The organism is Devosia enhydra (assembly GCF_900119845.1).
GTDB lineage: Bacteria > Pseudomonadota > Alphaproteobacteria > Rhizobiales > Devosiaceae > FPKU01.
In genome coordinates this window covers 588935-611375 of sequence record NZ_FPKU01000001.1, presented here as the reverse complement: position 1 = coordinate 611375, position 22441 = coordinate 588935, and the positions used below count along the sequence as shown (strand labels likewise).

28 protein-coding genes and 1 tRNA gene are annotated in these 22441 nt (G+C 65.8%); 28 read left to right on the top strand and 1 reads right to left on the bottom strand.

Annotated elements, in window-relative coordinates; all coding sequences use genetic code 11:
- Nucleotides 1-5 precede the first annotated feature (5 nt).
- From BT183_RS03050 to BT183_RS02925, 28 genes are all read left to right on the top strand, one after another.
- Nucleotides 6-2144, top strand: coding sequence for a glycoside hydrolase family protein (locus BT183_RS03050; protein WP_143145638.1), 2139 nt, complete (start codon nucleotides 6-8; stop codon nucleotides 2142-2144).
- A 24-nt stretch (nucleotides 2145-2168) separates the two neighbouring features.
- Complete coding sequence (locus BT183_RS03045; RefSeq protein WP_072338914.1) at nucleotides 2169-6449, top strand: hypothetical protein; 4281 nt, start codon at nucleotides 2169-2171, stop codon at nucleotides 6447-6449.
- A 47-nt stretch (nucleotides 6450-6496) separates the two neighbouring features.
- Nucleotides 6497-8482, top strand: coding sequence for a phage tail fiber domain-containing protein (locus BT183_RS20195; RefSeq protein WP_084603211.1), 1986 nt, complete (start codon nucleotides 6497-6499; stop codon nucleotides 8480-8482).
- Entirely contained in the window at nucleotides 8479-9156 is a 678-nt protein-coding gene (locus tag BT183_RS03030; protein WP_072338913.1) for a Gfo/Idh/MocA family oxidoreductase, read from the top strand. Before BT183_RS20195 ends, BT183_RS03030 begins: the two co-directional genes overlap by 4 nt.
- A 6-nt stretch (nucleotides 9157-9162) precedes the next feature.
- Nucleotides 9163-9774, top strand: a complete 612-nt coding sequence (locus tag BT183_RS03025) for a DUF4376 domain-containing protein (RefSeq protein ID WP_072338912.1) — start codon at nucleotides 9163-9165, stop codon at nucleotides 9772-9774.
- Nucleotides 9771-10025, top strand: coding sequence for a hypothetical protein (locus BT183_RS03020; RefSeq protein ID WP_072338911.1), 255 nt, complete (start codon nucleotides 9771-9773; stop codon nucleotides 10023-10025). The genes BT183_RS03025 and BT183_RS03020 overlap by 4 nt, the downstream gene beginning before the upstream one ends.
- Nucleotides 10026-10057: 32 nt before the next feature.
- A complete protein-coding gene (locus tag BT183_RS03015) occupies nucleotides 10058-10243 on the top strand; it encodes a hypothetical protein (RefSeq protein WP_072338910.1) in 186 nt (61 codons plus the stop codon).
- Nucleotides 10236-10508 carry a hypothetical protein gene (locus tag BT183_RS03010; RefSeq protein ID WP_072338909.1) on the top strand — a complete coding sequence of 91 codons (273 nt, stop codon included), beginning with the start codon at nucleotides 10236-10238 and terminating at the stop codon, nucleotides 10506-10508. The genes BT183_RS03015 and BT183_RS03010 overlap by 8 nt, the downstream gene beginning before the upstream one ends.
- A 10-nt stretch (nucleotides 10509-10518) precedes the next feature.
- The gene (locus tag BT183_RS03005; RefSeq protein WP_072338908.1) at nucleotides 10519-10791 is read left to right on the top strand and encodes a hypothetical protein; all 273 of its coding nucleotides are present in this window, start codon (nucleotides 10519-10521) and stop codon (nucleotides 10789-10791) included.
- A gap of 168 nt (nucleotides 10792-10959) precedes the next feature.
- Complete coding sequence (locus BT183_RS03000; RefSeq protein WP_072338907.1) at nucleotides 10960-11235, top strand: hypothetical protein; 276 nt, start codon at nucleotides 10960-10962, stop codon at nucleotides 11233-11235.
- A gap of 4 nt (nucleotides 11236-11239) precedes the next feature.
- Complete coding sequence (gene terL / locus BT183_RS02995) at nucleotides 11240-13144, top strand: phage terminase large subunit (protein WP_072338906.1); 1905 nt, start codon at nucleotides 11240-11242, stop codon at nucleotides 13142-13144.
- Between the two features lie 1074 nt (nucleotides 13145-14218).
- Nucleotides 14219-15001, top strand: coding sequence for a hypothetical protein (locus BT183_RS02990; protein ID WP_143145637.1), 783 nt, complete (start codon nucleotides 14219-14221; stop codon nucleotides 14999-15001).
- A gap of 323 nt (nucleotides 15002-15324) precedes the next feature.
- On the top strand, nucleotides 15325-15735 hold the full coding sequence (locus BT183_RS02985) for a hypothetical protein (RefSeq protein ID WP_072338904.1): 411 nt from the start codon (nucleotides 15325-15327) through the stop codon (nucleotides 15733-15735).
- A gap of 3 nt (nucleotides 15736-15738) precedes the next feature.
- Nucleotides 15739-15957: a hypothetical protein gene (locus BT183_RS02980; RefSeq protein ID WP_072338903.1), complete on the top strand. Its 219-nt coding sequence runs from the start codon at nucleotides 15739-15741 to the stop codon at nucleotides 15955-15957.
- Between the two features lie 215 nt (nucleotides 15958-16172).
- Complete coding sequence (locus BT183_RS02975) at nucleotides 16173-16931, top strand: hypothetical protein (RefSeq protein WP_072338902.1); 759 nt, start codon at nucleotides 16173-16175, stop codon at nucleotides 16929-16931.
- A complete protein-coding gene (locus tag BT183_RS02970) occupies nucleotides 16928-17212 on the top strand; it encodes a hypothetical protein (RefSeq protein ID WP_072338901.1) in 285 nt (94 codons plus the stop codon). Before BT183_RS02975 ends, BT183_RS02970 begins: the two co-directional genes overlap by 4 nt.
- A 73-nt stretch (nucleotides 17213-17285) precedes the next feature.
- Nucleotides 17286-17474: a hypothetical protein gene (locus BT183_RS02965; protein ID WP_072338900.1), complete on the top strand. Its 189-nt coding sequence runs from the start codon at nucleotides 17286-17288 to the stop codon at nucleotides 17472-17474.
- Between the two features lie 317 nt (nucleotides 17475-17791).
- Nucleotides 17792-18115: a helix-turn-helix domain-containing protein gene (locus BT183_RS02960; RefSeq protein WP_072338899.1), complete on the top strand. Its 324-nt coding sequence runs from the start codon at nucleotides 17792-17794 to the stop codon at nucleotides 18113-18115.
- Entirely contained in the window at nucleotides 18070-18381 is a 312-nt protein-coding gene (locus BT183_RS20400) for a hypothetical protein (protein ID WP_143145636.1), read from the top strand. Before BT183_RS02960 ends, BT183_RS20400 begins: the two co-directional genes overlap by 46 nt.
- A 12-nt stretch (nucleotides 18382-18393) precedes the next feature.
- A complete protein-coding gene (locus BT183_RS02955; protein WP_072338898.1) occupies nucleotides 18394-19575 on the top strand; it encodes a tyrosine-type recombinase/integrase in 1182 nt (393 codons plus the stop codon).
- On the top strand, nucleotides 19550-20086 hold the full coding sequence (locus tag BT183_RS02950; RefSeq protein WP_072338897.1) for a hypothetical protein: 537 nt from the start codon (nucleotides 19550-19552) through the stop codon (nucleotides 20084-20086). The genes BT183_RS02955 and BT183_RS02950 overlap by 26 nt, the downstream gene beginning before the upstream one ends.
- A gap of 96 nt (nucleotides 20087-20182) precedes the next feature.
- Entirely contained in the window at nucleotides 20183-20386 is a 204-nt protein-coding gene (locus BT183_RS02945) for a hypothetical protein (RefSeq protein ID WP_072338896.1), read from the top strand.
- Nucleotides 20379-20546, top strand: coding sequence for a hypothetical protein (locus BT183_RS20660; protein ID WP_177282363.1), 168 nt, complete (start codon nucleotides 20379-20381; stop codon nucleotides 20544-20546). The genes BT183_RS02945 and BT183_RS20660 overlap by 8 nt, the downstream gene beginning before the upstream one ends.
- Nucleotides 20543-20926 carry a beta-sandwich lipoprotein gene (locus tag BT183_RS02940; protein ID WP_072338895.1) on the top strand — a complete coding sequence of 128 codons (384 nt, stop codon included), beginning with the start codon at nucleotides 20543-20545 and terminating at the stop codon, nucleotides 20924-20926. Before BT183_RS20660 ends, BT183_RS02940 begins: the two co-directional genes overlap by 4 nt.
- Nucleotides 20926-21192, top strand: a complete 267-nt coding sequence (locus BT183_RS02935; protein ID WP_072338894.1) for a hypothetical protein — start codon at nucleotides 20926-20928, stop codon at nucleotides 21190-21192. The genes BT183_RS02940 and BT183_RS02935 overlap by 1 nt, the downstream gene beginning before the upstream one ends.
- Nucleotides 21185-21358: a hypothetical protein gene (locus BT183_RS20655; RefSeq protein WP_177282361.1), complete on the top strand. Its 174-nt coding sequence runs from the start codon at nucleotides 21185-21187 to the stop codon at nucleotides 21356-21358. Before BT183_RS02935 ends, BT183_RS20655 begins: the two co-directional genes overlap by 8 nt.
- On the top strand, nucleotides 21355-21945 hold the full coding sequence (locus BT183_RS02930; RefSeq protein ID WP_072338893.1) for a hypothetical protein: 591 nt from the start codon (nucleotides 21355-21357) through the stop codon (nucleotides 21943-21945). The genes BT183_RS20655 and BT183_RS02930 overlap by 4 nt, the downstream gene beginning before the upstream one ends.
- Nucleotides 21945-22232, top strand: coding sequence for a hypothetical protein (locus tag BT183_RS02925; protein WP_072338892.1), 288 nt, complete (start codon nucleotides 21945-21947; stop codon nucleotides 22230-22232). The genes BT183_RS02930 and BT183_RS02925 overlap by 1 nt, the downstream gene beginning before the upstream one ends.
- Before the next feature lie 85 nt (nucleotides 22233-22317).
- Here BT183_RS02925 and BT183_RS02920 read toward each other — a convergent pair.
- Nucleotides 22318-22392: transfer RNA gene (locus BT183_RS02920), tRNA-Lys, on the bottom strand.
- Nucleotides 22393-22441 lie beyond the last annotated feature (49 nt).

The following is a 22441-nucleotide window of genomic DNA, read 5'->3' as shown; positions in this document are numbered from 1 at the left end:
ACCCCTTGGCCTTGAAGGCTATGACGAGCGCCGACTTGCTCTCGTCCTTTCAGTCCAGCCTGACCGCCACCTTGAAGGCCGAGGGCCTCATCCCGATGTCGGCAGGCATCACCAAGCCTGTCCGCGTGGCGGAAAGTTTCCACGACATTGCCGGCGAGGCGATGGCCCAGATGGACAGCGCATCGGCCCAGTTCGGCACCCGCGCGTTCGACCGGTACGGCTCATCCACCGAGACCTATACCGCCTCCCGGTTCGCCATGATCGCGTCCCTCGAAAGCATCAGCACGAAGTCCTATCCCGACGCCGGGGGCCGCTCTGTCGGCCTCGGCTTCTACATGGACAAGGAAGGCGCTCGCGACGTGTGGAGCCGGGCGTTCGGCAACACCGTGTCGTTCGACGCCGTCTACAGCGGCAAGTCCACGATCACGACCGCGCAGGCAAAGCACCTATTCGACAACGACATCCTCTACTACGAGAAGGTTGTCGACCGGGCGCTGGGCGGCACTGCGGTCACCCAGAACCAGCGACTGGCCCTCGTGTCGGTCGCCTACAACGCCCCCAAGCGCCTGTCCGACCTCGCCCCCGTTCTGCGGTCCGGCGACAACGCGGCGATCACCGCTGCGCTGCTCACCCAAACCTTCAACCCGAACCATTCCCAGGTCGAGGCGATCAAGCAGCGCCGGTACATCGAGACCTCGATGTTCAACGGCACGGCCGACGCGGCCAAGCTGATGCCCAAGTTCGCCGACTACTACAACGCGGTCGCGGTGAGGGACGGGAGAGTGACGGTCGCCGGCCGCGAGGTCACCCCGACCAACACCCAGATGAACTTCGTGCCCAATGGGTCCGGGGCGCTCAAGGTGGACATCCCGACCGACAACCTCGCCGCCCTGACCTACGACAACAAATCGGCCACGCGCAGCCTGACCGTCGACCCGAATCTCGAAGCCCAGATCAGGGCCTCGGTAACGGCGGTCTACGGCGCGGACTACCGCGTGTCGGTTATCAGTGGCGGGCAGGACGGATCGACGGGCAGGACCGGTTCGCGACGTCATGACACCATGACGGCGGCCGACATCTACATCCATGACCCTGCCGGCAACCGCCTGAATGCGGCGCAGATGCAGCCGCTGGCGCAGGACTGGATCGCCCGGAACATCGGGTCGGTCGGCCTGCCGACGAACGGCTCGACGCAGTCCCTCCACCTCGACCTGATCGGAGGCTCTGTGCCCGGCTCAACGCCGCTCGGCCAGGGCGAAGGCCGGTTCTGGTTCTACGGTGGGGAAGACCCGAAAATGCGGGCCACCCTGACCAGCAAGACGGCCCCGACCCAATACGCCCTGTCACCCGACGCCGTTATGCGCGGCCTCGTCCCGCCGGGCTCGATGCCCGCTGTGGGCACGGCACTGGCTGTTGTCGGCTCGGCCCCCGGAAGGGCCGCCGCGATTCCCTTCCCGGCATCGGTCGACGACAAGCTCGCCGCCCGCGCCAAGGCAACCGGGGACACACCGTTCCCACTGGCCAAGCCGCCCAGCGTGATGGCCAACGCTCAGGGCGCCCCGGCGCTCGCCGCGAGGGTGGAGCGGGAAATCCTCGGTCCGGCCAAGGTCGGCGCCACGGACGTCAAGCCGATCCAGCCGCCCCCTCAAGGCCTCCGCATGCCGGTCGGCTCAGTTACGGCAAGCGCCAACACGCCGAAAGGCGCAGCGGCTGCATTTCCGAACCTGCCGGCGGCCCAGATGCTCGATGACTATTTCGGGATCGACGGCAAGAAGCGTCCTGAGGTCGAAGTGCCTCCCGTCATCATGGGGGCCGCTGCCAAGGGCTCCCCGCTCGCCGGAAGGCCGGCAGCTGCGGCGACCACCGGGAACGGTGCGATGGGCCTACCGGTGCCTTCCGCTGCGCGGCCGGCCGTCAACTCCTCCGGGGGTGGCGGGTCGTCCTACCACGGCGGATCGGCGTCTGTCGGCTCGGGTGGCGGAACAAGCCGCTCGATGACCGTCGTCGATCAGTACCGGTCTCAGGGCTACAGCTCCGCTCAGTCCTACGACATGGCCAATCAGGCGGCAGCGGACCGGGCTCGAGCCAACTCCGACAACCCCACGGGGTCGCGCTACGACGCCGACACCAACCGCTTCTACTAACCACAACCAACCACGGAGGACCGGATGACGGTCGCATATGACCCTCTGCCCGAGGACACCGCTTCAAACCTCGGCTTCGAGGGCGCAGCTCTGAGTGAGCTTCACCGCGCTGTCATCCGGTCCGTCCCGCATGAGGACAATCCCCACGCATTCGGGGAGGCGGTGACCGCTGCCTTCCAGCGGGGCAACATTCTGGCCTCGATCTGGCATGAGCTGACCGATGGCGACGATGCCCGCAAGGGCGAGGAGGTGGCGGGCTACAATCCCTACGCCGCCCTCAAGGACCAATACGACACCGAGACCCTCGGCAAGATCAAGGGGGCCATCAGCGATGGCGACTTCGACGGTGTGCGCTCCGACCGGCAGCTGAAAGCTGTGGTCGACGACATCCTCTACGAGCAGGACCTGCTCGGCAAAATGGAGGGGGACGTCGTGGGTGCCTTCATCGGCGACATCTTCGGCGCACTTGCCGACCCCACGACCTACATCCCGTTGATCGGGGTGGCATCCAAAGCCGGCATGGTCGGCCGAGCGGGACTGCTGGCGTTCAACACCGCCCTGCAGACCACCGTCTCCGAAGGCATCCTCCAGTCCACCCAGCGTTCCCGGACGCTCGAGGAGAGCCTGATGAACATCGGCATCGGTGCTGCCGTGGGGGGCGGGCTGGGCATCTTCGCGGGCGCCTTGCATCCGCGCTCTGCGCTCAACCCCAAGAACCCCGACCTCGTTTTCAAGCGGGAGAACCTGCGGCGCGACGGCGAGATCACCACCACGTCCCACGGGGCGCGGGACGAACTGTCCGGCGAGGAGATCGCCGACCTCATCAACGATGCGGACGCGCTGGAGCGGGTCCACGACCGCATGCTCGGCGCCTCGGCGGGCGCCAAGGCCCTCGACGAGACAAGCGTCACGATTGCCCGCAGCGAGCCCACGGGGCCGGTAGGTCGCCTGGTCCGCAAGGCCGGCGACCTGTTCAACTCCGCGACCATCAAGGGGCAGGTGCTCCGCGCTGCCTCCCCGGTCGCCCGGTCGGTCGGCGCCCGCATCTTCGACCCTGCCGGGATCATCCTCGAGAGCAATCTCAAGTTCGTCGGGAACGCCCGCACGGCGACCGCCCTCAAGTCCCTCTACTCGTCCGAGTTCGAGCGGCTGGCGAACCGGTTTGAGACGACGACCCGCGAACTCAAGATGGAGATCGGCAAGGCGGTGAAGGGGATCAGCCAGTCGGACCTCTACCTGCTGACCCAGCGGCACCTCTACTCGACGCTCGACGACCCCAAGGTCAAGAAGCTGGAAGCCAAGTACGGCGAGCACTTCGCCAAGCTCGACGCGAAGGCCAAGGAGCTGTCGGAGCGCGTCCATGCGCTCAACGATGTGTGGACTGCCCGGCTCCAGAAGTGGGGCAAGTTGCAGGACCCCATGGTCACCGCCGATCTCAAGGCCCAGCTGGTAGCCGCCCGCGAGGCGGTGAAGGTGGCCGACAAGACCGACGTCAAGGCTGTCGAAGCGCTCCGCGCCAAGCGCGACCATATCGCCAAGCTCTACGCCAACGAGGCCCGCAAGCCGGTTCCCCTCGGCCGTGACTATGGTCATGCCCAGCTATGGAACCGGGACGCCGTCGTGCAGAACGAGGCGGGCACCAAGGCATTCCTGCACAAGATACTGGCCGCCCGGCCGGAGCAGGAGTGGCTGATCGCCAACCACCACATGGGGCTCGCCGAGTTCGACGCCCTGGACGATGCGGCCAAGCAGGCCATCCGCGAGGACTGGGCCGGCGATGGCGTCGTGTGGCGGATCGAGCAGGCCGAGCATCAGGTCCGTGCCGCGCTCCAGGCGGACAAGACCGCCAAGCTCGACCTCATGGACACCATGCGGAACCTACGCATCGCCCGCCGCGACGAGATGGACATCACCCTGTCCGAAGCGCGGAAGCGCCGGGACGCGCTGCATGCCCGTGTCGAGGCCAACAGGACCAAGAAGGCCCTGTGGGAGAAGGACGTCCGGGCATTCATCGAGGCCAGCACGGCTGCCAAGATGACGACGGCCGACCGCACCGCTCGCACTGAGGCCGGCATCCAGACCGCCTTCGAGCGGACCCAGATGCAGCGGGCCACGAAGGTCGAGGTCACCCAGCAGAAGCTGGACGCGACCATCGAGGACTTGCTGACGGACCCGGCCACCCCGGTCGACGCCTCCGGCAATCCCCGCGTCCTCGACGCTGGTGACTATGTCCGGGCCGAGAAAGCCGCCGCAGAGGCGCCCGAGAAGCTCGCCCGTGCCGACGCTACGGCGCGGCAGGACATCGACAACGTCCGCGTTGAGACTGCCCGGCAGCAGGGTAAAGCCCGCGAGGCGGCCGTAGGGCTGCGTCAGCTGGAGCGAGAAGCCCTCGAACTGGAGCAGATCGCTCAGCAGCTTGATGAGGCGTACCGCAAGGCTGATGCCCTGCACGAGGGGGTCACCAAGGCACGTCAGAACCTCACGCTCGCCCTGCGCTCCGCCAAGGAGACACGGGGCATCACCGCAAAGACCGCCAAGGCCGCCGTGCGGGAACTCCGCGCTGCGAAGCGCAAGACCCCGCTCAGCGAGGTGATCGACGAGGTCTACGACAACATTGCCCGCCGGGGCGTTGCCCCGCACGGCATCATGGAGAGGGCGCTCGAAATCTCTGACCGCGAGAGCGGCCGGATCAAGGAGCGCGTCCTGTCTCTCACCCGCGACCAGCGGGCCGAGGCGATCCAGCAGGGCTGGCTGCGTGACGACCTCTCGCTGATCCTGCGCATGCAGTACGACCAGCTGGCCTCTGACCTGTCGTTCGACGAAGCTCTCGGCATCGGCAAGGGCCAGAGGTTCAGCAGCTGGGAAGATGTCCGCAAGACCATCGAGTACGACTACAGCGAGCGCATCGCGGCGGCCAAGGATCAGGCCGAGAAGAACGCCCTCAATCAGGAGCAGAAGGTCACCCTCGCCAATATCGAGGAGGCCCGCGCCCGGCACAAGGGCGGCAACTTCGTCGACGACGGGACGTCCACGGGCTGGATGAACTGGGGCATGGAGAAGTTCACCAAGCTGAACCTCCTCCGCTACAACTCCGGCTTCACCGTCTCGTCGATGACCGACGTGGCGGCTGTCGCGCTTCGGCACGGCAACCCTGCGGCCCTGCTGGCGAAGTACGGCAAGCAGGCGGCCGAGATCATGCGGCAGTCGCAGGCGGACGATCCGACCCACTTCAAGTCCCTGATCGCCGCCGTTGAGCTGTCCGGCGCCCACGCCTCGGCTGCCCGGTTTGGCGTCGAGGATGTCACCACCGGTGGCCTTCGCGGCTACGGGATCGGCATCGGGGCGGCCAAGAAGATCACCGGCGCTGTCGACAAGGGGCTCGAGATCGGGACCGAGATCGGTCACCGCATCGGCGGCCTAGGCATCTGGAACGGTGGCTGGAAGGTCATCGCGGGGCTGGCCATGATGGACAACCTCAACACCCTGACGCGTCGGGCTCTGATCCCGGCCGGCCAGAAGGGCGAACTAACCGCTCTCGAAATGGCTGACCTTGCGTCTCTCGGCATCGGCCGGAAGGAGGCGACCCGCATCGCGGGCTTCCTCGAGAAGCATGGCGAGACCCTGCCCAACGGGCGGTTCGACCCCCACCTCGAGCGGTGGGAAGGTGGCGACGGGGCGGAAGCCGCGCGTGACGTGGAGCTTGCTCTGCTGCGCGACATGAACCGTGCGATCACGACGCCTGACGTTGGGGACACCCCACGTCTGATGTCGAAGCCGCTCGCCCGGTTCCTGCTGGCATTCCAGACGTTCACCTTCACGTTCGCCAATCAGGTCGGCTACCCGCTGGCCCAGAGGCTTACGCACTTCCAGGACAAGAGAGCCATCACGGCCCTCGGGATGCTGCTGGGCTCGGGCATGGCGGTGATGGTGGCCAAGGACCTGATCAATGGCCGCGACCCGTCCGAGCGCTTCACCAGCGAGAAGATCGGCAACACGGTCTACGAGCTGGTCGACCGCACCGGCATGCTTGGCTACATGAGCCCGTACATCGACAGCACCCTCAAGCTGACCTCCGGCATCACCGGGTTCGGCGGCGGGTCTCGCTACGCCCGCAACGGGTGGGCGGAGAGCCTGCTGGGCATCAACTTCGCCCTCGGCTCGGACGTGCAGAAGGCGGGATCGGCTGTGGCGGGGATGTTCTCCGACGAGCCGGACCCGGATGTCATGCGCAAGGTCATGGCACTCATGCCCTACAAGATGCAGGCAAACCTGCTCGGTCGACTGACCGGGCTGAAAGACGAATAGGGCGGGGGCTTCGGCTCCCGCTCTCCACCCACCAGAGCAAGGAGCCTATGGCCTACCTCTCCCGGTCCTATTACCTCGGTGATGGGGCCACCAAGGATTTCCCGGTCGACTTCCCCTATCTCGACCGAAGCCACATTCAGGTCTACGTCAACGGCGCCCTCACGACGGCCTGGACGTGGATCGACCCCTCCCACATTCGCATCACGACGGCACCCGGAGCGGGCGCGGTGGTGCTCGTCAAGCGCCTGACCTCCCCGAACTCACGACTGGTCGACTACGTCTCGCCCTCGAGCCTGAACGAAGACGACCTCGACACCGACAGCCTGCAGGGCTTCTACCTCGCGCAGGAGGCCAACGACCAAGCGAACGCTGGCGTGGGCGACGACCCGGCAACCGGCCAGTTCACCGCTGCCAACAAGCGGATCGTGAACCTCGCCGACCCTATCGGCAATCAGGACGCGACCACTAAGAACTGGGTGCTGACCGCGCTGGCTTCCCCGGTGGCGCAGGCAATCGCCAAGGCCGCCGAAGCGCTACAGTCCGCGATCAACGCTGCCGCCTCGGCTGCTGCGGCTGCGGCCTCTGCCGTCGTCGCGGGCAACAGGGCGACCGACGCTGCTGGCTCTGCTACGGCAGCGGCAGGCTCGGCCAGCACGGCGACCGCCAAGGCCGCTGAGATCGTCACCTCGGCCCAGACGGCGGCCACCAAGGCCGGCGAGGCTGCCTCCTCCGCCACGGCTGCCTCGGGCTACCTCTCGACCGTGCAGGGCTCTGCAACTGCTGCGGCCGGCGCAGCGACGGCGGCTGCCGGGTCTGCCTCCACGGCGTCGACCAAGGCCGGCGAAGCGTCCACCTCGGCGACGGCTGCGGCCAACTCGGCGACTACCGCGTCGACCAAGGCTGGCGAGGCCGCCACCTCGGCGACGGCTGCGGCCGGCTCGGCGATTACCGCTCAGGGTCACGCAACGGCCGCTCAGGGTCACGCGTCGACTGCAACAACCAAGGCCAGCGAAGCCTCGGGACACGCCACCACGGCGACGACCAAGGCCGGCCAAGCGGCGAGCAGCGCCACGGCTGCCGCTGGGTCAGCCACCACGGCCACCACGAAGGCAGGCGAGGCTGTGGGCAGCGCCACGGCAGCTGCAGCTTCTGCCACTGCGGCGGCGACCTCCGAGAGCAATGCGTTCGACCACGCTGCGGCGGCGGCCCAGAGTGCCAATGAGGCTATGGCTGCGGCCGGCGGCGGTGTTTCGTCCTTCAATGGCCGGGGTGGCGTCGTGTCGCCCCAGTCGGGAGACTATGCCGCTGACCAGATTGCCGAGACCGCAACCCATAAGGTTATGACCTCGGCCGAGCGCACCAAGCTGGCAGGCATTGCGGCAGGCGCGACGGCAAACGACAGTGATGCCAACCTCAAGGCCCGCTCCAACCACACGGGCACTCAGGCTATCGCCACGATCTCGGGCCTCCAGACCGCTCTGGATGCCAAGGCGACCACCAGCTACGTCGATACCGCCTTTGACGCTTTGCGCAACGGCGTCTCGGCCTCGTTCGACACTTTATCCGAGATCGCCTCGGCCCTTGCGGCAATCACCGCGAACGGCTGGGTGAGCGCGGCGCGTATCGCGGACGGCGCCGTAACCTACGCCAAGCTCGCCGCAGCAACGATTGCGGATACCGCAGGGCTTCGGGCAGGCACGGCTGCCAAGCTGGTGGACGCTGCGACGGCACAGGCCGCAATGGCATGGGCCACGTTGGCGGACGGAACCACCATCACCGTCAACCACAACAACGGGTGCCGCTTCACGGTCACCACGGCTTCCGCGCGGACCATCTCGGCCCAGAACCTGAAGGATGGTCTGCCCCTCATCATCGTGTTCACCGGCAACCACAACCACTCCTGGAGCACGACGTACTTCGACTTCGCGGAAGTGGGCGGCGTCCCCTCGTCAGTGTTCGCCATCTACAAGGTCGCCGGAACCGTGCGAAACGGTAAGGTGCGGGTGTATTCGGTGGCGGAGACCGCCGTATGAGCTTCCCCGGATACTTCGAGGAGGAGGCAAGCGGGGCCGGTGCTGAGGCGTTCCCGATCTTGGAGGGTGTAGCCAGCTATGTCGGTTCCATGGCCGCGACAACCTCTGTGCCGCTTCCCAGCGGCATAGTTGCTGGCGACCTCCTGCTGCTCGTCACCACATTGGTAGAGGCCGCCACTGTGCGAACTTCCAGTGCCCCCTCGGGGTGGCAGCAATTGTACGCTTCGGGCGGCGGCGGGGCACTGCGAGACGCCGCCTGCTACTACAGGTACGCGACCGGCAGCGAGGGTTCTTCCGTCAGCTTGTCCGCAAGCGGAACTCCACGCGGGGGAAGCGTACTGACTGCGCGGGTCTCCGGCGCCCAAGGCCAGCCGCAGGTTAGCGTCGCCGGCAGTGCAGTTACAGGCTCTCCAAATCCGCCAGAGCTGAGCCCCGCCTGGGGCAGCAAAGCAACCTTGTGGTTGGCCATCGTCCACAAGGAAGGTTCGCCGGCACCTACGGCGGTCCCGGACGGCTTCACCGACGCTGGACAGGCGAGCACGACCAGCAACAACGGCTCCAGAACGGTCCTGACCAAGGCCGAGCTGAAGGCGCCGAGCCTCGACCCCACGCCGTTCTCGTTTGCCGCGAGTTCGGCAAGCGTAACGCGCACGGTCGCCATCCAACCTGTTTGAGACATCATGACAAAGATTGCATTCAAAGACGCCGACAAGTGGGAGGTCTGGGCGGGCCAGCCACGCCCCCGACAGGGTAAGATCGACGAGCTGTTCGCCCTCCCTCGGAATGCGGGCGCGGTCTATCCAGCCGACGTGCTGGCGACCTTCGGCCTCGTCCAGATCACCCGAGACCCCGTTCCTGACGGCCACCACGTCGTCTCCGAGACGTTGGGCGAAAGAGAAGGCCTCCCCCACGAATATCTGGAATTTGCCGCGACCCCTATCGGCGCCCTCCGAGCGGGAAAGCTGGCCGCTCTTGACGCAACGCGGCGTGGGTTTGAAGAGGGCGGGACGGTCATCGCGGGGACGCCCATCAAGACCGACCGGCAAACCGCCTCGATCCTCACCGCCGCCTTCGTGACGGCCCTGGCTGATCCCGGCTACACCATCCGCTGGAAAGTGGCAGATGGCGTCTTCACGACGCTCGACGCGCCCACCATTGTCGCAATCGCCACGGCAGTCCGTGCCCACGTCCAGGCCTGCTTCGACCGCGAGGGCGAGCTGACCGAGGCCATCATGGCCGCCGGGGACGCCGAGGCGCTCGACGCTATCGACATCACGACCGGCTGGCCGTGACCTTCGAGACCGATGGCTGCACCGGCTGGCTCAACAGCTGGCGCGGCATCGACCTCTACCAGTGCTGCGTCCAGCACGACCGGACTTGGTACGACCACCCCGGCGACTGGACCATCTGGGCAATCTCCAACCTCGACCTCGGGCGATGCTTCGCCATGGTCGGGGCTTGGGAACTCGCCGTCCCCGCAGTGCTCGCCACCTGCACTGTCGGGGCTCTCCTCTTTCTGAGACACGCCCTGCTTATGCGCTAGACCGCATAGGCGCGAAATATGCGCCAGAGCGCATGAACAAGGATATGCAGAACTCCCTGACCAATGCCACGGCCGGCGCCGCTGTCGCCTCGCCGATCTGGCTCCCCACCCTCCAGACGGTCTCCGAGATCGCCTCCATTGTCCTCCCAATCCTGGGTGTGCTCTGGCTGGTCATCCAGATCGTCGCGAAGCTGATCGAAGTCCGTCGCCGTGACTAAGCGGCTGCTTGCCGTAGTGCGGTTCCTCAACCTCCTCGAGCCCGGCAAGCGCATCCTCTCGATCACCAAGACGGCCATGTGGCTGTGCGTGATCGGGCTGGGTGTCGCGCTGTTCACGAGCCGCCCCGTCGACCTCCCAACCCTGCTGGCCTTCTTCACGACCGCCTCGCTCTACGCGTGGCGCCGCTTCGTGCAGTGGAAAACCGGCACCATCCTCGGAGACCCCACTGAACCTTCTCTCCCTCCTGACCAACCCGCTGGTTAGGCGGGTCACCGTGGGCGCTGCGGCACTCGTGCTGCTCGCCTGCGGCTGGCTCTACGTCAGCGGACTGCAGGACGCGAACGCCCGCCTCAAGGCGAACCTCGCGACCCAGATCGAAGCCCGGCAGATCGCCGAGCGCAACACCAAGGCCCTCAGTGAGCAGCTCGAGATCGAGCGCCAGCGGGCCGAGAAGACCAACCACATCAAGGAGACCATCAATGCGAGCCCTGGGGGCAGCGTTCCTGCTGACATCCGCGCTGCTCTTGACGGGCTGCGCAACCGCTAGAGGCCCCGGCCCGACCGTTGCACCGGCGCTGCTCGTGTGCCGCGACGATCCCGCAGTTCCGGCGGATACTTCAAACTCCAAGAAGGTCGCAAACTATATTGTCGATCTACATGACGCTTACTCGGACTGCCATTCCAAGCTGGGCGCCGTGCGAAAGGTGCTGACGAAGTGACCAAGGCCACCGTCAAGACCCTCAAGGACGCACTGCTCGACAGCCTCGAGACGCAGATCACCAATGGCGTCACCGCTCTCGACAAGGAGGGTAACGAAGTCGTCCTCCCTCCGGGCGCCCCGCTCCTCGCCGTCGCCGCCAAGTTCGTCAAGGACTGGGCTGACGAGATCGAGAAGGACGCAGCCGACAAGGAGAAGGTCGAGAAGCTGGCCCAGTTCCTGAACCGGCGCCGCCCCGACATCACACAAGGCTCCCCCAAGCTAGATGCTTAAGCCCATGTCGGTCTGGATCACCGGACCGGATGGCGCCGACGTCGAAGTCCCCCACTGGTTCCTCCGCCCGGAGGACGACTGGGAGAGCTACGAGAGTTTCCCCACCTTCCTCGAGAGGGTGTGGGAACACCTCGGGCTGCCGCGACCGACCGAAGCCCAGTACGAGATCGCGCACCGTCTCCAGTACGGATACGACAGCGCCGAAAAAACAGTGCTGACGCCCCAAGAGGCGCTCGCACTATTCGACCGTCCTCGAGAGGACATCATCCGGGCCTTCCGTGGGCTCGGCAAATCTTACATCACCGCCGCGTTCGTCATCTGGCGCCTCATGCGCAACCCGCGCGACGAGAAGGTGCTGGTGGTCTCGGCCACCGGCGGCAAGGCGAAGGAGTTCGTGGCCCAGGTGAAGGGCCTGCTGCAGTCCATGACGATGGTCATGTGGCTGCTGGACGGCGACCGTGAGCATGGCGCCGTACGCCGCGACACGGCCGAGGAGTTCGACGTGGCCGGGGCCAATCTATCCCAGTCGTTCTCCGTCAAGGCCCGAGGGATCGACGGCCAGATTACCGGTAGCCGCGCCACGCTCATCGTGGCCGACGACATCGAAATCCCGAAGAACTCCAAGACCGAGGCGGCCCGCACCTCGATCCTCAACACGGTCCGGTCGGACTTCGACCCGATCACCAAGACCGAGCACGGCAAGGGCGACCAGATTTTCCTCGGCACTCCCCAGACCGAGGAGTCCGTCTACAACGTCTTGGTCACCGAAATGGGCTTCCGCTGCTGGTGCCTGCCGGTGCGCTTCCCATCTGCCGAGAAGCTCAAGAACTACCGGATGCAGACGCCCGGCAGGGCGGTGGTTGACATCCTCGCCCCCTACCTGATCGCCAAGTTCGACCGAGGGCTCATCACCCACGGCGTCCCCACCGACACCCGTTTCGGGCACGAGGAGCTGATCTCTGCGGAGGCCAAGGGCGCGAGCCACTTTGCCCTCCAGATGATGCTCGACACGAGCCTGTCGGACGCCGAGCGGTATCCGCTCAAGACGCACGACCTGATCATCTTTGCGACGAATGTGGCGAAGGCGCCGCGCACCGTCCAGTGGGGGCTCGACAGCAACCGCCGGAACCTCGTGAACGACATCCCGAACCTCGGGTTCTCGGGCGACCACCTCCTGCGTCCGCTGTTCGTCGACAGCGAGTGGGTCGACTACGACCAGCTGATCCTGTTCGTCGATCCCGCCGGGCGTGGCAAGGACGAGACCTCATGGTCGATCCTGGGCCAGCTCAACGGCATGATCTACCTGATCGACAACCAGGCCGAGATCGGCGACCCCACGACAGCCATGCAGCGCATCGCGCTCGACGTGAAGAAGTACCGCGTCCGCGAGGTGCTGGTCGAGCCGAACTACGGCCAGGGCATGTGGGTCGCTGCCTTCAGTCCCATCCTCGAACGCGTCTACCCCGGCAAGTGTGCCGTCAAGGAGAGCGAGTGGGCCAAGGGGCAGAAGGAAGCGCGGATCATCGACACCCTCGAGCCGGTCCTCTCGGCACACCGGTTGATCGTCAACGAGGCCGTCATCCGCGAGGACGTCAAGACCGAGGAGCGGGACTACTCGCTCATCTACCAGCTCACCCACATCACCCGCGACCGGAACTCCCTCCGGCATGACGACCGCCTCGACAGCGTGGCCGGCGGCGTGGCGCACTTCCTGCGCTCGATGGGTATGGATCAGGTATCCGCCGCCAAGGCCCAGAAGCAAGCCGAGCAGGAGGAGCTGATCGACAGCTTCGTCGATGCCCTCGAGGGCGGCGCGTCTCTCTGGCGTGGCCGGAGGCTCCGTGTGGACGATCTGCACGACATGCCCGAGGAGTGGGACAGCCTGTGGGAATATAGCTCCGACCGGTAGGAGGCCGGGGAGTGGGACCGGGGGACGATCATCAGGTCATCCTTCGGTCCCACCGTCTCACCTGATGCCTCGTCCTCGTGATGGGATATACCCATCATCGTATCTGGGTACCCCTTTCCGAAACTCGTGACGTCCCTCGTGATGTCACACTTAATGTATGACCTAATGTATATCTGAACGGGGGCGGAGTGGGCTGATCTTCAAGAGGGTCCAGAAAATTAAAGCCCTGGAAACGCTGGGGTTTCGGGACGTGTGCCCGAGTGGTCGGACTAAAAATTGCAGCCAGATTTACGAGGGGATGTCACCCCCCGCGCGAGCCGCCCGCCCCCCCTGGCCCCCCATCGAATGCCAGCCTCGCGCATGCGCCCGCGTCACCCAGGCGCAAGCGTAGCACAACCGTCCGCGCGACGTGCGGTTTCCGCCTATGGTTGGCACAATCTCGGCACACCCTGCCCTGACCATCGCCGCGCAAAGCCCGGCAATCCGGGCATGCGTCGACCTTGGGCCATCCGATTGCAAAGGGGATGCAACCCTAAGCCGGCACGGGCGCCGATGGGTCGACGGCACGGGCGCCGATGGGTCGACGGCACGGGCGCCGATGGGTTGACGGTCCAGCCGATGGGTCGCGGGAGTGAAACCCGGCGCCCACATGCCAGCCCCTGTTTTTTGCCCCGCCGGCAATCGTGGCGGCATCGGTCCGGCATCGGGCAGGATCGGCGCCACGTCCGGCTTAGGGTGCGCACCTGGTGCAGGCCTTTCCGGCCGAACAATCCGCAAATCGGCCCAAACTTTTTTTCACCGACCCTGTTTTTCCACATGCCCAAAACGGGCTGAAACCCCAGCGTTTCCCGGCCTTTCAGGCGCCATGCGTAACTCTCCAACTAATAACTTGACGTCTATCAGCCCGACGTGCTTATCTCTGGTCACACCGAACGACGGCCTAGCCGCTGCCGACCGGTGCCGGGGACGCCGCTCAAAGGGGTCCGATCTTTGACATCGTGAAGCATGACTGACGCGAATGGTCCTCGGCTGATGCTGCCGGGCTGACGAACCCTCCGGGGTCACGGGACAAGCATGTCCGAAACCAAGCGCAACTCTACAACTGCAAAGGTAGGCAACATGGAAAGCGCAATCTTGTGGGAAGGCCGTTCGGCTCTTGATGGTTCGCCGATTGCCCTAGTGGCAACCGGGCTGGGCAAGCGGTCGCGGAATGCCAAGACGGGCGACATCGTGCAGACGTGGATTATCCGCCGGGACATGAGCCCGGTGGAGGCGGTCAAGACGGGTGCCGATAGCGCCATCTGCGGGGATTGCCCGCATCGTGGCCGGATGGTCGACGGGCAGAATGTCGGGCGTTCCTGCTATGTGACGGTCTTTCAGGCGCCGCTGTCGGTCTACAAGACCCTGCCGAAATATGCCCGGCTGTCGGTCGCAGAGGGGCGCGAGGCGCTGGCCGGCCGGCTTGTCCGTCTCGGCGCCTATGGCGACCCTGCGGCGGTGCCGTTCCACATTTGGGCGGACCTGCTTGCGGATCGGAAAGCTTGCACGGGCTACACCCACCAGTGGCGCCAGTTCCCGCAGTTCCGCGAGTTCTGCATGGCGTCATGCGACAGCGCTGCGGACCATGCCGATGCCAAGGCGGACGGATGGCGGACCTTCCGGGTCCGGTCGGCCGACGAGACCCTGCAGCCCCGTGAAGTGGTGTGCCCGGCATCGGCCGAGGCTGGCGCCAAGACGAATTGCGCGGCCTGCAAGGCATGCGGAGGGCTGTCGGCAAAGGCCAAGGCGGACATTGCGATTGTGGTGCATGGCGCCGCGCCGAAAGTGAACGCCTTCAACGGCCGAATTGCGGCCTGAGCCAAGCGTGACCCTACGTTGTCCGATCCGTGCAAGGCGGGTCGGACAAGGCGGGATCATCCCGACTGAAAGAGGAACCATCAAATGCAAGATTGCCCGCTGAACCTGCCTACCGGTTGCAACCCTGTCGACTTTGCCGGCGCCGGCCGGTCTCTCGCCGCTCCCTACATCGTCGACCGTATCGCGGCCGACCGTTGGCAGCTGCGCTCGCCTCACGGCACAAATCTGGGCATCCACCGCACCCGAAAAGCTGCCGTCACGGTCGGCCGGGCGCTGGCCGGGTGGCGTGGTCGCGTTGTCGTCTCGAGCCGGGGGCGCTGACCATGGCCCCCACAATCGAAGGCCTCGCGCTCCCCCAAGATGCCCGCATCGGGCCTAACTGCGGGGTGACTGCGGTTGCCGTCGCGGCAGGCGTTCCGTTCGCCACCGCGTGGGCGCTGATGGCTCCGGCACATGGCGCCACATGGAAGGGCCGCAGCACGGAAGCCGAACGGCTCACCGCTCTGGCCAAGCTCGGGGTGCGCGTTGAGCGCATCCACGTCAACCGGATGACCCTCAATGCCCTCGCCAAGCGGCTGGACCCGACGAGGCGATACATCATCCGCACCACGGGCCACGTCCAGATTTGCAAGGGCGGGATGATGGTTGATCAGCGCGGTGCCCGGCCCATTGCCGGTGACCGAGCCAGCCGGAAATTCGTCACCAGCGTCCTGCGCATCGTCGAGGAGGCCTGAGCCATGGCCACGCTCAAACTGACGCCTCAACAGGCCTACGACCTGCTGGACGCCTTCGGGCACCACCGGAATGGCTGGGACGTCTACCGCGACGAGGCGCTGGCCCGCGCCGGCCTGCCGTCGCTCGACGCGATCCGGGCGCTTGCCTTTTCCGACGACGAACCGCCCTGCGAGGATGATCCTGAGGGCGTCCACCACGTCGGCTGCGGGTGCGACCTATGACCCTGCGTGATTACCTCCGGGAGGGTGCCGCGCTGATCGCGGTGACCCTGTTCGTCCTCGCCCTGCTGTCGTGGGGCTCCCTCATTCCGTGACACTACGTCGACCGGTCGCCGCGAGCGGCCGGCCGAGGCGGTGACACCACCGAGCCCGGCGGAGCCATGCCCGCAGGGTTGCACAACTCACCTCACTTAGAGACACGCAAGGAGGTAGCCGCGATGGCTGCGCCCACGTTCATCCTGTCGTTCTTCGACTACACCGGCAACGCGGTCCGCGACTGGGCCGAGGCCGGCGCCGAGTGCATCTGCTACGACATCCAGCACGAGCCCGGCAGGGGCCGGTCCGAGCGGGTCGGCGCCGGCTGGATACACTATCGCCATGCGGACCTTACGCCCGGTTCCGAGGACTGGGGCTGGATCAAGCTGGCGTGGCGCAAGGGCGACATCCGCCTGATCTACGCCTTCCCGCCTTGCGACGACATGGCGGTGTCCGGGGCCAAGCATTTCGCCCGCAAGGCTGCCGAGAAGGGCGCCGACTTCCAGCGCAAGGCCGCTGAGATGGCCATGCACGTCGCCGAGTTCGCCGACGAGATCGAGGCACCCTACGTCATCGAGAACCCCAATTCGGTGCTCTCCACGCTCTGGCGCAAGCCGGACCACTATTTCAACCCGAACGAGTTCGGCGGGTATCTGCCGGAGGATGACCAGCACCCGCGTCACCCGCGCTACATCGCGCCGCGTGATGCCTACACCAAGCGCACCGGGCTGTGGGTCAGCAAGGGCTTCCAGATGCCCGAGGCCAAGCCGGTCGAGCCCGAGGTGATCGAGCGGGTCAACAGCAAGGGCAAGACCCTGCGCGGGTCGCGGCAGTTCTGGCTGCTCGGGGGCAAGAGCCTCAAGACCAAGAACATCCGCAACGAGACGCCGCGCGGCTTCGCACGGGCGTCCTTCCTCGCCAACGGGGAGGAACTGGCATGACCCGACACCGCGTCACCGTCCGGTTCACCGGAACGCTCACCTTCGACACCCTCTCCGAGCAAAGCGTGGCCGAGGAGCTTGTTCGCGAGGCTGGCGTCGAAATGCTCCTCGAGGCCCTGTCCGAGGCGGACCTATGGGTAGGCGGCGATGACGCCCTTGAGGTGATCAACGTCGAGCCGCACCCGCCGGGGCAAGCGTGGGACATATCGGCGCCCGTCTGTGCCTGCCAGTCCGACCCCACCCACCCCGGCTGCTTCGCTTTCGGCTGCCGCGTCGAGTGACACTCCGTCGACCGGGCGCCCCGTGCGTCCGGCCGAGGCGGTGACACCCACCGAGACATGAGAGACACCCACCATGACCATGACCACCGCCCGCCCGACACTCGCCGCCCTGCGGTTCCAGCTCGCCGACTTGGAGCAGGAGCGGGAAGACGCCTTCCTGTGGTCCGACTTCGCAATGACAAACGGCACCATCGGCCGCATCGACCACCGCATCTGGGAGGTGAAACGGCAGATTGCCGAACGCGCAGCGGACAGAGGCTAACGGCCGGCTGGACACACGAGGTTGTGAGTGGACAGGGCGACTCACGGGACTCATGGGGGAGTCATCAACAGTCGCCTAAAGGATAATTTTCCTATCGACAGGACGGCGGTCCTATCGTATCCCTACCGTGAACAGAATGAGAACGGAGGGCAACACAATCACTCGCATACAGCATCGCGTTGAGTTCCACCGGCGGAACCTGACTAACATCTACACGTTGCGCAACTCAGCAGTGATTGAGTTGCGCTTCACCGAGGGGCCACCTATATTGTCACACCGAATCAAACCGCAACGAACGCCGCTGGAGAGCTACCTCTATGAGCATATCAAATCCGCTTCAGGGACACCCGGATGGCGCGGCTCTGCGCAAGCAAGCGGGCGCTTTCCTGAAGAAGGCTCGGACGGACGCCGAGGTGACCCAGATGGAACTGGCTCAGGCCATCGGCGCCCAGTACTACACGATTATCAGTCAGATCGAGGCGGGCAAGGCCCGACTGCCGCCGGACAAGACGATGATCGTGGCGCAGCGGCTGGGGTGGAAACCTCGCGCGTTCTACCAGCGGCTGATGCAGTACTACGACCCGTACGGGTGGGAGTGCCTGTTCGGGAAGGACGCGGAGAAGGGCGAGAAGGATCGGTAGTCCAGTTCCCCGACAGTCCGACGACGCGGCTGCACAGGATCGCGCTGCTGGCCGGGCTGCTCGATAACTGGTCAATCGACTTCGCCGAGGAAGGCCCGCACACCGCCTACCTCAGTGTCGAAATGTCCCACGGCACGTCGCTCCTCGTCACACCGGCAGGGGTGCGGTACGGCCTCATCATCACCCGTGAGAACGGCCCGATGACGCAGCTGCATGACCTCACCGAGGCTGCGGCCGTCGCTCAGCTTGTTCTCAACCAAGCATAGGAGGACGTCAGAATGTCACTCGTCTATAAGCGCGAAGGGTCCGACTACTGGTACTTCAACCTGAACACTGATGCCGGGCGGCGCCGCCTCTCGACCGGCGTGAAGGACAAGCGGGAAGCCGAGCGCATCGCGGCCGAGAAAATCAGGCTGACGCGTGACGCTGAAATGTTCGGCATCCTCCCCGAGGTCACCATCGAGGAAGCCCTACTGATCCACTACCTGCCGCTCAAGAAGAAGCTGCGCGGGTATCCGGCGATCAAGCGGGGCTGCGAACTGCTGGCCGGCAAGGTGCCAGGCGTAAAGGGCCTCGGCGGCAAGACCAAGTTTCACCGCCTCAACGAACTCGACCTCGCCAAGTACCGGGCCGAGCGCGAGGCGATGGGCGCCCGGCCGAACACCATCGACCGCGAAATGGCGTACCTGTCGAACGCCTACCACACGCTGCGCACCGCCTACCGCATGCCGGTGGCGATGAAGTTCCCGATGGAGCGGGACAAGGGCAAGCCGCGCCCCCTCACCGAGCACGAGGAGCAGGCCCTGCTGCTGCGGCTCAACCCCTTGCAGCCCCTCGTCCAGAAGGGCGCCCGCTATTTTGTGGACCCTCTTGCCCATGCGCAGCGCCAACGGGTCGACAACTTCGACCTCGCCGTTCTGCTCCTCGATACCGGCGCCCGCCTCGGCGAGATCGCCTCGCTCCAGTGGGCACAGATCGACACCGTTACCTTCGCCACGTTCCACCTGAACCGGCACAAGGTCGGCAACTTCAACATCATCGCCCTGCCCACCCGGAGCCGCATCATGTTGCGCCAGCGGTGGGAGGAGCGCGATGCGTCGAGCCCCTTCGTGTTCCCGAACAGCGACCTCGCTGTGAACCGGGGCGCCAAGTCGCGCAGCACGAAGGGGCTCCGCAAGGCGATGGCGGACATCGGGATCAACAGCCCCGACAACATCGCCATCTGGGGCCGGCGCGACGTGCGCTCGCTCCGCGACACCTTTGCGACCAAGCTCCGCAAGCGGGGCCTCGGTCTCGACCGGCTGCAGCCGCTGCTCGGTCACGCCTCACCCGTGATGACGGCCAAGTACGCCGCCCTCGCGGTCCACGAAGCGTCGGTCGAGGCCGTCGCTATCCTGAACACCATCACCACCACCTACCGGGAGCCTATCAAGCATGACAAAACTCTTTCAGATCGGTGACACCGTCCGCGCTACCTACTCTCTCGGGAAGGTCATCGTGGGTGGCCGCCTCTACGTGGTGCGCTCGGTGCGCTCCGTTGACGGCGAGAGCAATCAGGACATCCGGCTCGAAGGCGTCATGGGCCGCTGGTTTGCTGGCTCGGCCTTCACGCTCGAGGCTCAGGTGCCGCCCAGCTGGCAGCTCGGGATGTTCGTCCGCCGCATCAAGGCCGGCCACAATGGCGTCGTCGAGGGCGGCGTCTACCAAATCGTGGCGATCAACCGGTCACTCGGCCTGATCAAGCTGGATGGGATCAGGGAGGCCTTCCGCGCCACCTCGTTCCAGCCGGTCGACGCGGCGGCGCCCGCGCCCAAGCCGGCCGCTCCGTCACCTGCGGCCAACTCCAACGCCCGCACCGTGGGCTGGAAGAACGAACGCGGCGAGATCACCACGAACCCGTCCGTGGCCGCGACCTGGATCACCACCGGCTCGGTGTCCAACGTCCAGCGCGTCTACGTCGAAGCCGCCTAAGCCAACCCATAGTCCCTCCCGGTGAAGCGCTCGGCTCTCGTGGCCGGGCGTTCTGCTTTGCCCCGCGACATGCGCAACTCTCTAACCCAAGGCACCATGAAAGACACCGTCCTGACCCGCATCCAGTTGGCTGAAGCAGCAGCCGCATCCCAGAAGCGAAACACCTTCGTCATCCCCGAGGGTCACGAGGCCGTTCGCGACAGTGAGGGACGCGCCACCGGCGAGACCCGTCCGATCACCACGCCACCCGCACCGGTGCCGAAGGCCAGACGCAAGGCGAAAGCCAAGCCCGATGCCTAAGCTCGACGACCTCGTCGCTCAGGCCCAGGCCGAGATCGACGCCGAGGATCACCGCGCTGCGGTCGAGGCCAGGAAGGCCACCCTCCGAGAACGTCAGGGCCGCTCGCTCTGGCGCCGCCTGTTCCCCTTCAAGTTCACCATCACGAGGCTAGACCAGTGAAGAAGCTCCTGCTCCTCGCCGCCACTGCGGCAACCATCTCGCTCGCCGCCTGCAGCAGCGATGCGAACGTCGCCTCGCGCAACCTGTCGCAGGCAGCCGACCAGTTCGAGATCGTCCGCCGCGTGGTGTTCTACAACGGGATCACCGCCGACTACATGCTGACCATCGAAGGCCGCTGCTCGCTGGGCAACGCCGACGACCCGGGTGAGCTGACCGTGACCTGCAAGACCGGCGACGGGCAGTACAAGAAGCACTTCCTCGGCCTGTCCGACAACGTCACGTACTTCGTCGAGCAGCTGGACGCGGCACACGTCAGCGCCCACCACTACCGCGTGGTGTTCAAGCCCTCGACGATCATCCCGGACATCGAGATCAGGTGATGCGCACCCCCGCGCTCGACCAGATCGGGCAGCCCATAGAGGTCGGGGACCGCGTCTGCTGGGGCGTGGTCAACGCCGTCCGTGTCGGGACCATCACCGAGATCGTCCCCATCAAGGATCAGAGCAGCCGTTGGTACGGCGCAAGCCGCACCCACACGATCCGCACCACGACGACCACCGAGGCCAAGCCGACCGGGCGCGGCGGTTCCTACTGGAACGGCTCGGTGATCCGCATCCCTCATCCCACGGAGACCCCCAATGTTTGACATCAAGACCGTTGAGGCCGAGGCCAGAGCTGAACTCGCCGAGGAGCGGGGCAAGATCGCCAAGGGCAAGATCAAGGCCAGCCTGCAGCGCATCGCTAACGCCGAGGCGATCCTCCGCAACCTGCGCGAGGAGCATGAAATCCTTCTTCGGGACATCGGCGCGTGATCGACGAGCGCCGCATCCTGTCTCGCCCGGTAGAACTCCACTGGGCGGGATGGAAATCCGACACGATGACCCTGCAGCAGAACGGCTGGGACATCAGCGCCCAGCAGGACATCCGCACGATGCAGATGGGCATCGCCCTCCGGGCGCCCCACGGGGTCGCCTATGGCATGTCCGCGATGATGTCGTGGGAGTTCATGGAGGACCAGCACCGGTTCGGCATGCTGCATCGCCTCCCCGCCCAGATGCGCTTCGGCAAGGACGTGATGGTCCACCATCAGGGTCCCGTCGAGGCGCTCTGGAACCAGCCGTGGGGCGCAGTCGACGCCATCCCACAAATGGTGGAGACCCGCCGCACCCGTCTCGAGGACTTCGCCCACTTCGCGCCGGCCCCACTGGTGCGGAACAACCCCATCGTCATCCCTGAGGAGAGCGTGTCGGACCTGATGGACCGCATCCTCAAGCTGCAGCAACCCGACCGCACGGCCCGCATCCAGGCCGCGCTCCGCAACCCTGAGGGCTACGACACCCGCTCTCTCCCCGAGCAGCGGTTCCACGCCCAGATCATCAGCTTTGGAAAGGCAGCCTAATGGACGACAACATCCCCGACATCGACGAGCAGGTTCGGGTCACCAACCCGGGTGAGCATTTGGCCGCGCTCAAGAGCTACCTCGACCGCGAAGGAAAGGTCACCGGCGGCCCCGTCCCCTGCATGCGGGTGACCTTCCCGCCGCGTGAGGGCAGACCCCGTAGCCGCACCGCCTTCATCCCGCTCAGCGCCCTGACCGTGGTGCCGGACCCGAAACGGGTTGAGGCTGAGGAGCTGCGCAACCAGATCGCCGCGCTGAGCGCCCGCCTGGAGGCGCTTACACAGTGACCCAATTTCGTCACATAGCGTAACTCACTAGACTAGTGACTGCTTCAACGATCAGCTCTAACGTACTGAAATCATTGAAGAAAAATGGTATGCCGGGAGGGGGTCGAACCCTCGACCATCCGATTAAAAGTCGGATGCTCTACCGCTGAGCTACCGGCACGCCGGGCGCCCGCACCGGGCCGCCAACGGGGCGGAACATAGTGGCTGGC

What these genes read in the sequence shown, in the direction of transcription:
- BT183_RS03045 (WP_072338914.1), top strand. Translation starts at nt 2,169, where the DNA reads ATGACGGTCGCATATGACCCTCTGCCCGAGGACACCGCTTCAAACCTC.
- BT183_RS20195 (WP_084603211.1), top strand. Translation starts at nt 6,497, where the DNA reads ATGGCCTACCTCTCCCGGTCCTATTACCTCGGTGATGGGGCCACCAAG.
- BT183_RS03030 (WP_072338913.1), top strand. Translation starts at nt 8,479, where the DNA reads ATGAGCTTCCCCGGATACTTCGAGGAGGAGGCAAGCGGGGCCGGTGCT.
- BT183_RS03025 (WP_072338912.1), top strand. Translation starts at nt 9,163, where the DNA reads ATGACAAAGATTGCATTCAAAGACGCCGACAAGTGGGAGGTCTGGGCG.
- BT183_RS03015 (WP_072338910.1), top strand. Translation starts at nt 10,058, where the DNA reads ATGAACAAGGATATGCAGAACTCCCTGACCAATGCCACGGCCGGCGCC.
- terL (WP_072338906.1), top strand. Translation starts at nt 11,240, where the DNA reads ATGTCGGTCTGGATCACCGGACCGGATGGCGCCGACGTCGAAGTCCCC.
- BT183_RS02990 (WP_143145637.1), top strand. Translation starts at nt 14,219, where the DNA reads ATGTCCGAAACCAAGCGCAACTCTACAACTGCAAAGGTAGGCAACATG.
- BT183_RS02985 (WP_072338904.1), top strand. Translation starts at nt 15,325, where the DNA reads ATGGCCCCCACAATCGAAGGCCTCGCGCTCCCCCAAGATGCCCGCATC.
- BT183_RS02980 (WP_072338903.1), top strand. Translation starts at nt 15,739, where the DNA reads ATGGCCACGCTCAAACTGACGCCTCAACAGGCCTACGACCTGCTGGAC.
- BT183_RS02975 (WP_072338902.1), top strand. Translation starts at nt 16,173, where the DNA reads ATGGCTGCGCCCACGTTCATCCTGTCGTTCTTCGACTACACCGGCAAC.
- BT183_RS02970 (WP_072338901.1), top strand. Translation starts at nt 16,928, where the DNA reads ATGACCCGACACCGCGTCACCGTCCGGTTCACCGGAACGCTCACCTTC.
- BT183_RS02965 (WP_072338900.1), top strand. Translation starts at nt 17,286, where the DNA reads ATGACCATGACCACCGCCCGCCCGACACTCGCCGCCCTGCGGTTCCAG.
- BT183_RS02960 (WP_072338899.1), top strand. Translation starts at nt 17,792, where the DNA reads ATGAGCATATCAAATCCGCTTCAGGGACACCCGGATGGCGCGGCTCTG.
- BT183_RS02955 (WP_072338898.1), top strand. Translation starts at nt 18,394, where the DNA reads ATGTCACTCGTCTATAAGCGCGAAGGGTCCGACTACTGGTACTTCAAC.
- BT183_RS02950 (WP_072338897.1), top strand. Translation starts at nt 19,550, where the DNA reads ATGACAAAACTCTTTCAGATCGGTGACACCGTCCGCGCTACCTACTCT.
- BT183_RS02945 (WP_072338896.1), top strand. Translation starts at nt 20,183, where the DNA reads ATGAAAGACACCGTCCTGACCCGCATCCAGTTGGCTGAAGCAGCAGCC.
- BT183_RS20660 (WP_177282363.1), top strand. Translation starts at nt 20,379, where the DNA reads ATGCCTAAGCTCGACGACCTCGTCGCTCAGGCCCAGGCCGAGATCGAC.
- BT183_RS02935 (WP_072338894.1), top strand. Translation starts at nt 20,926, where the DNA reads ATGCGCACCCCCGCGCTCGACCAGATCGGGCAGCCCATAGAGGTCGGG.
- BT183_RS20655 (WP_177282361.1), top strand. Translation starts at nt 21,185, where the DNA reads ATGTTTGACATCAAGACCGTTGAGGCCGAGGCCAGAGCTGAACTCGCC.
- BT183_RS02925 (WP_072338892.1), top strand. Translation starts at nt 21,945, where the DNA reads ATGGACGACAACATCCCCGACATCGACGAGCAGGTTCGGGTCACCAAC.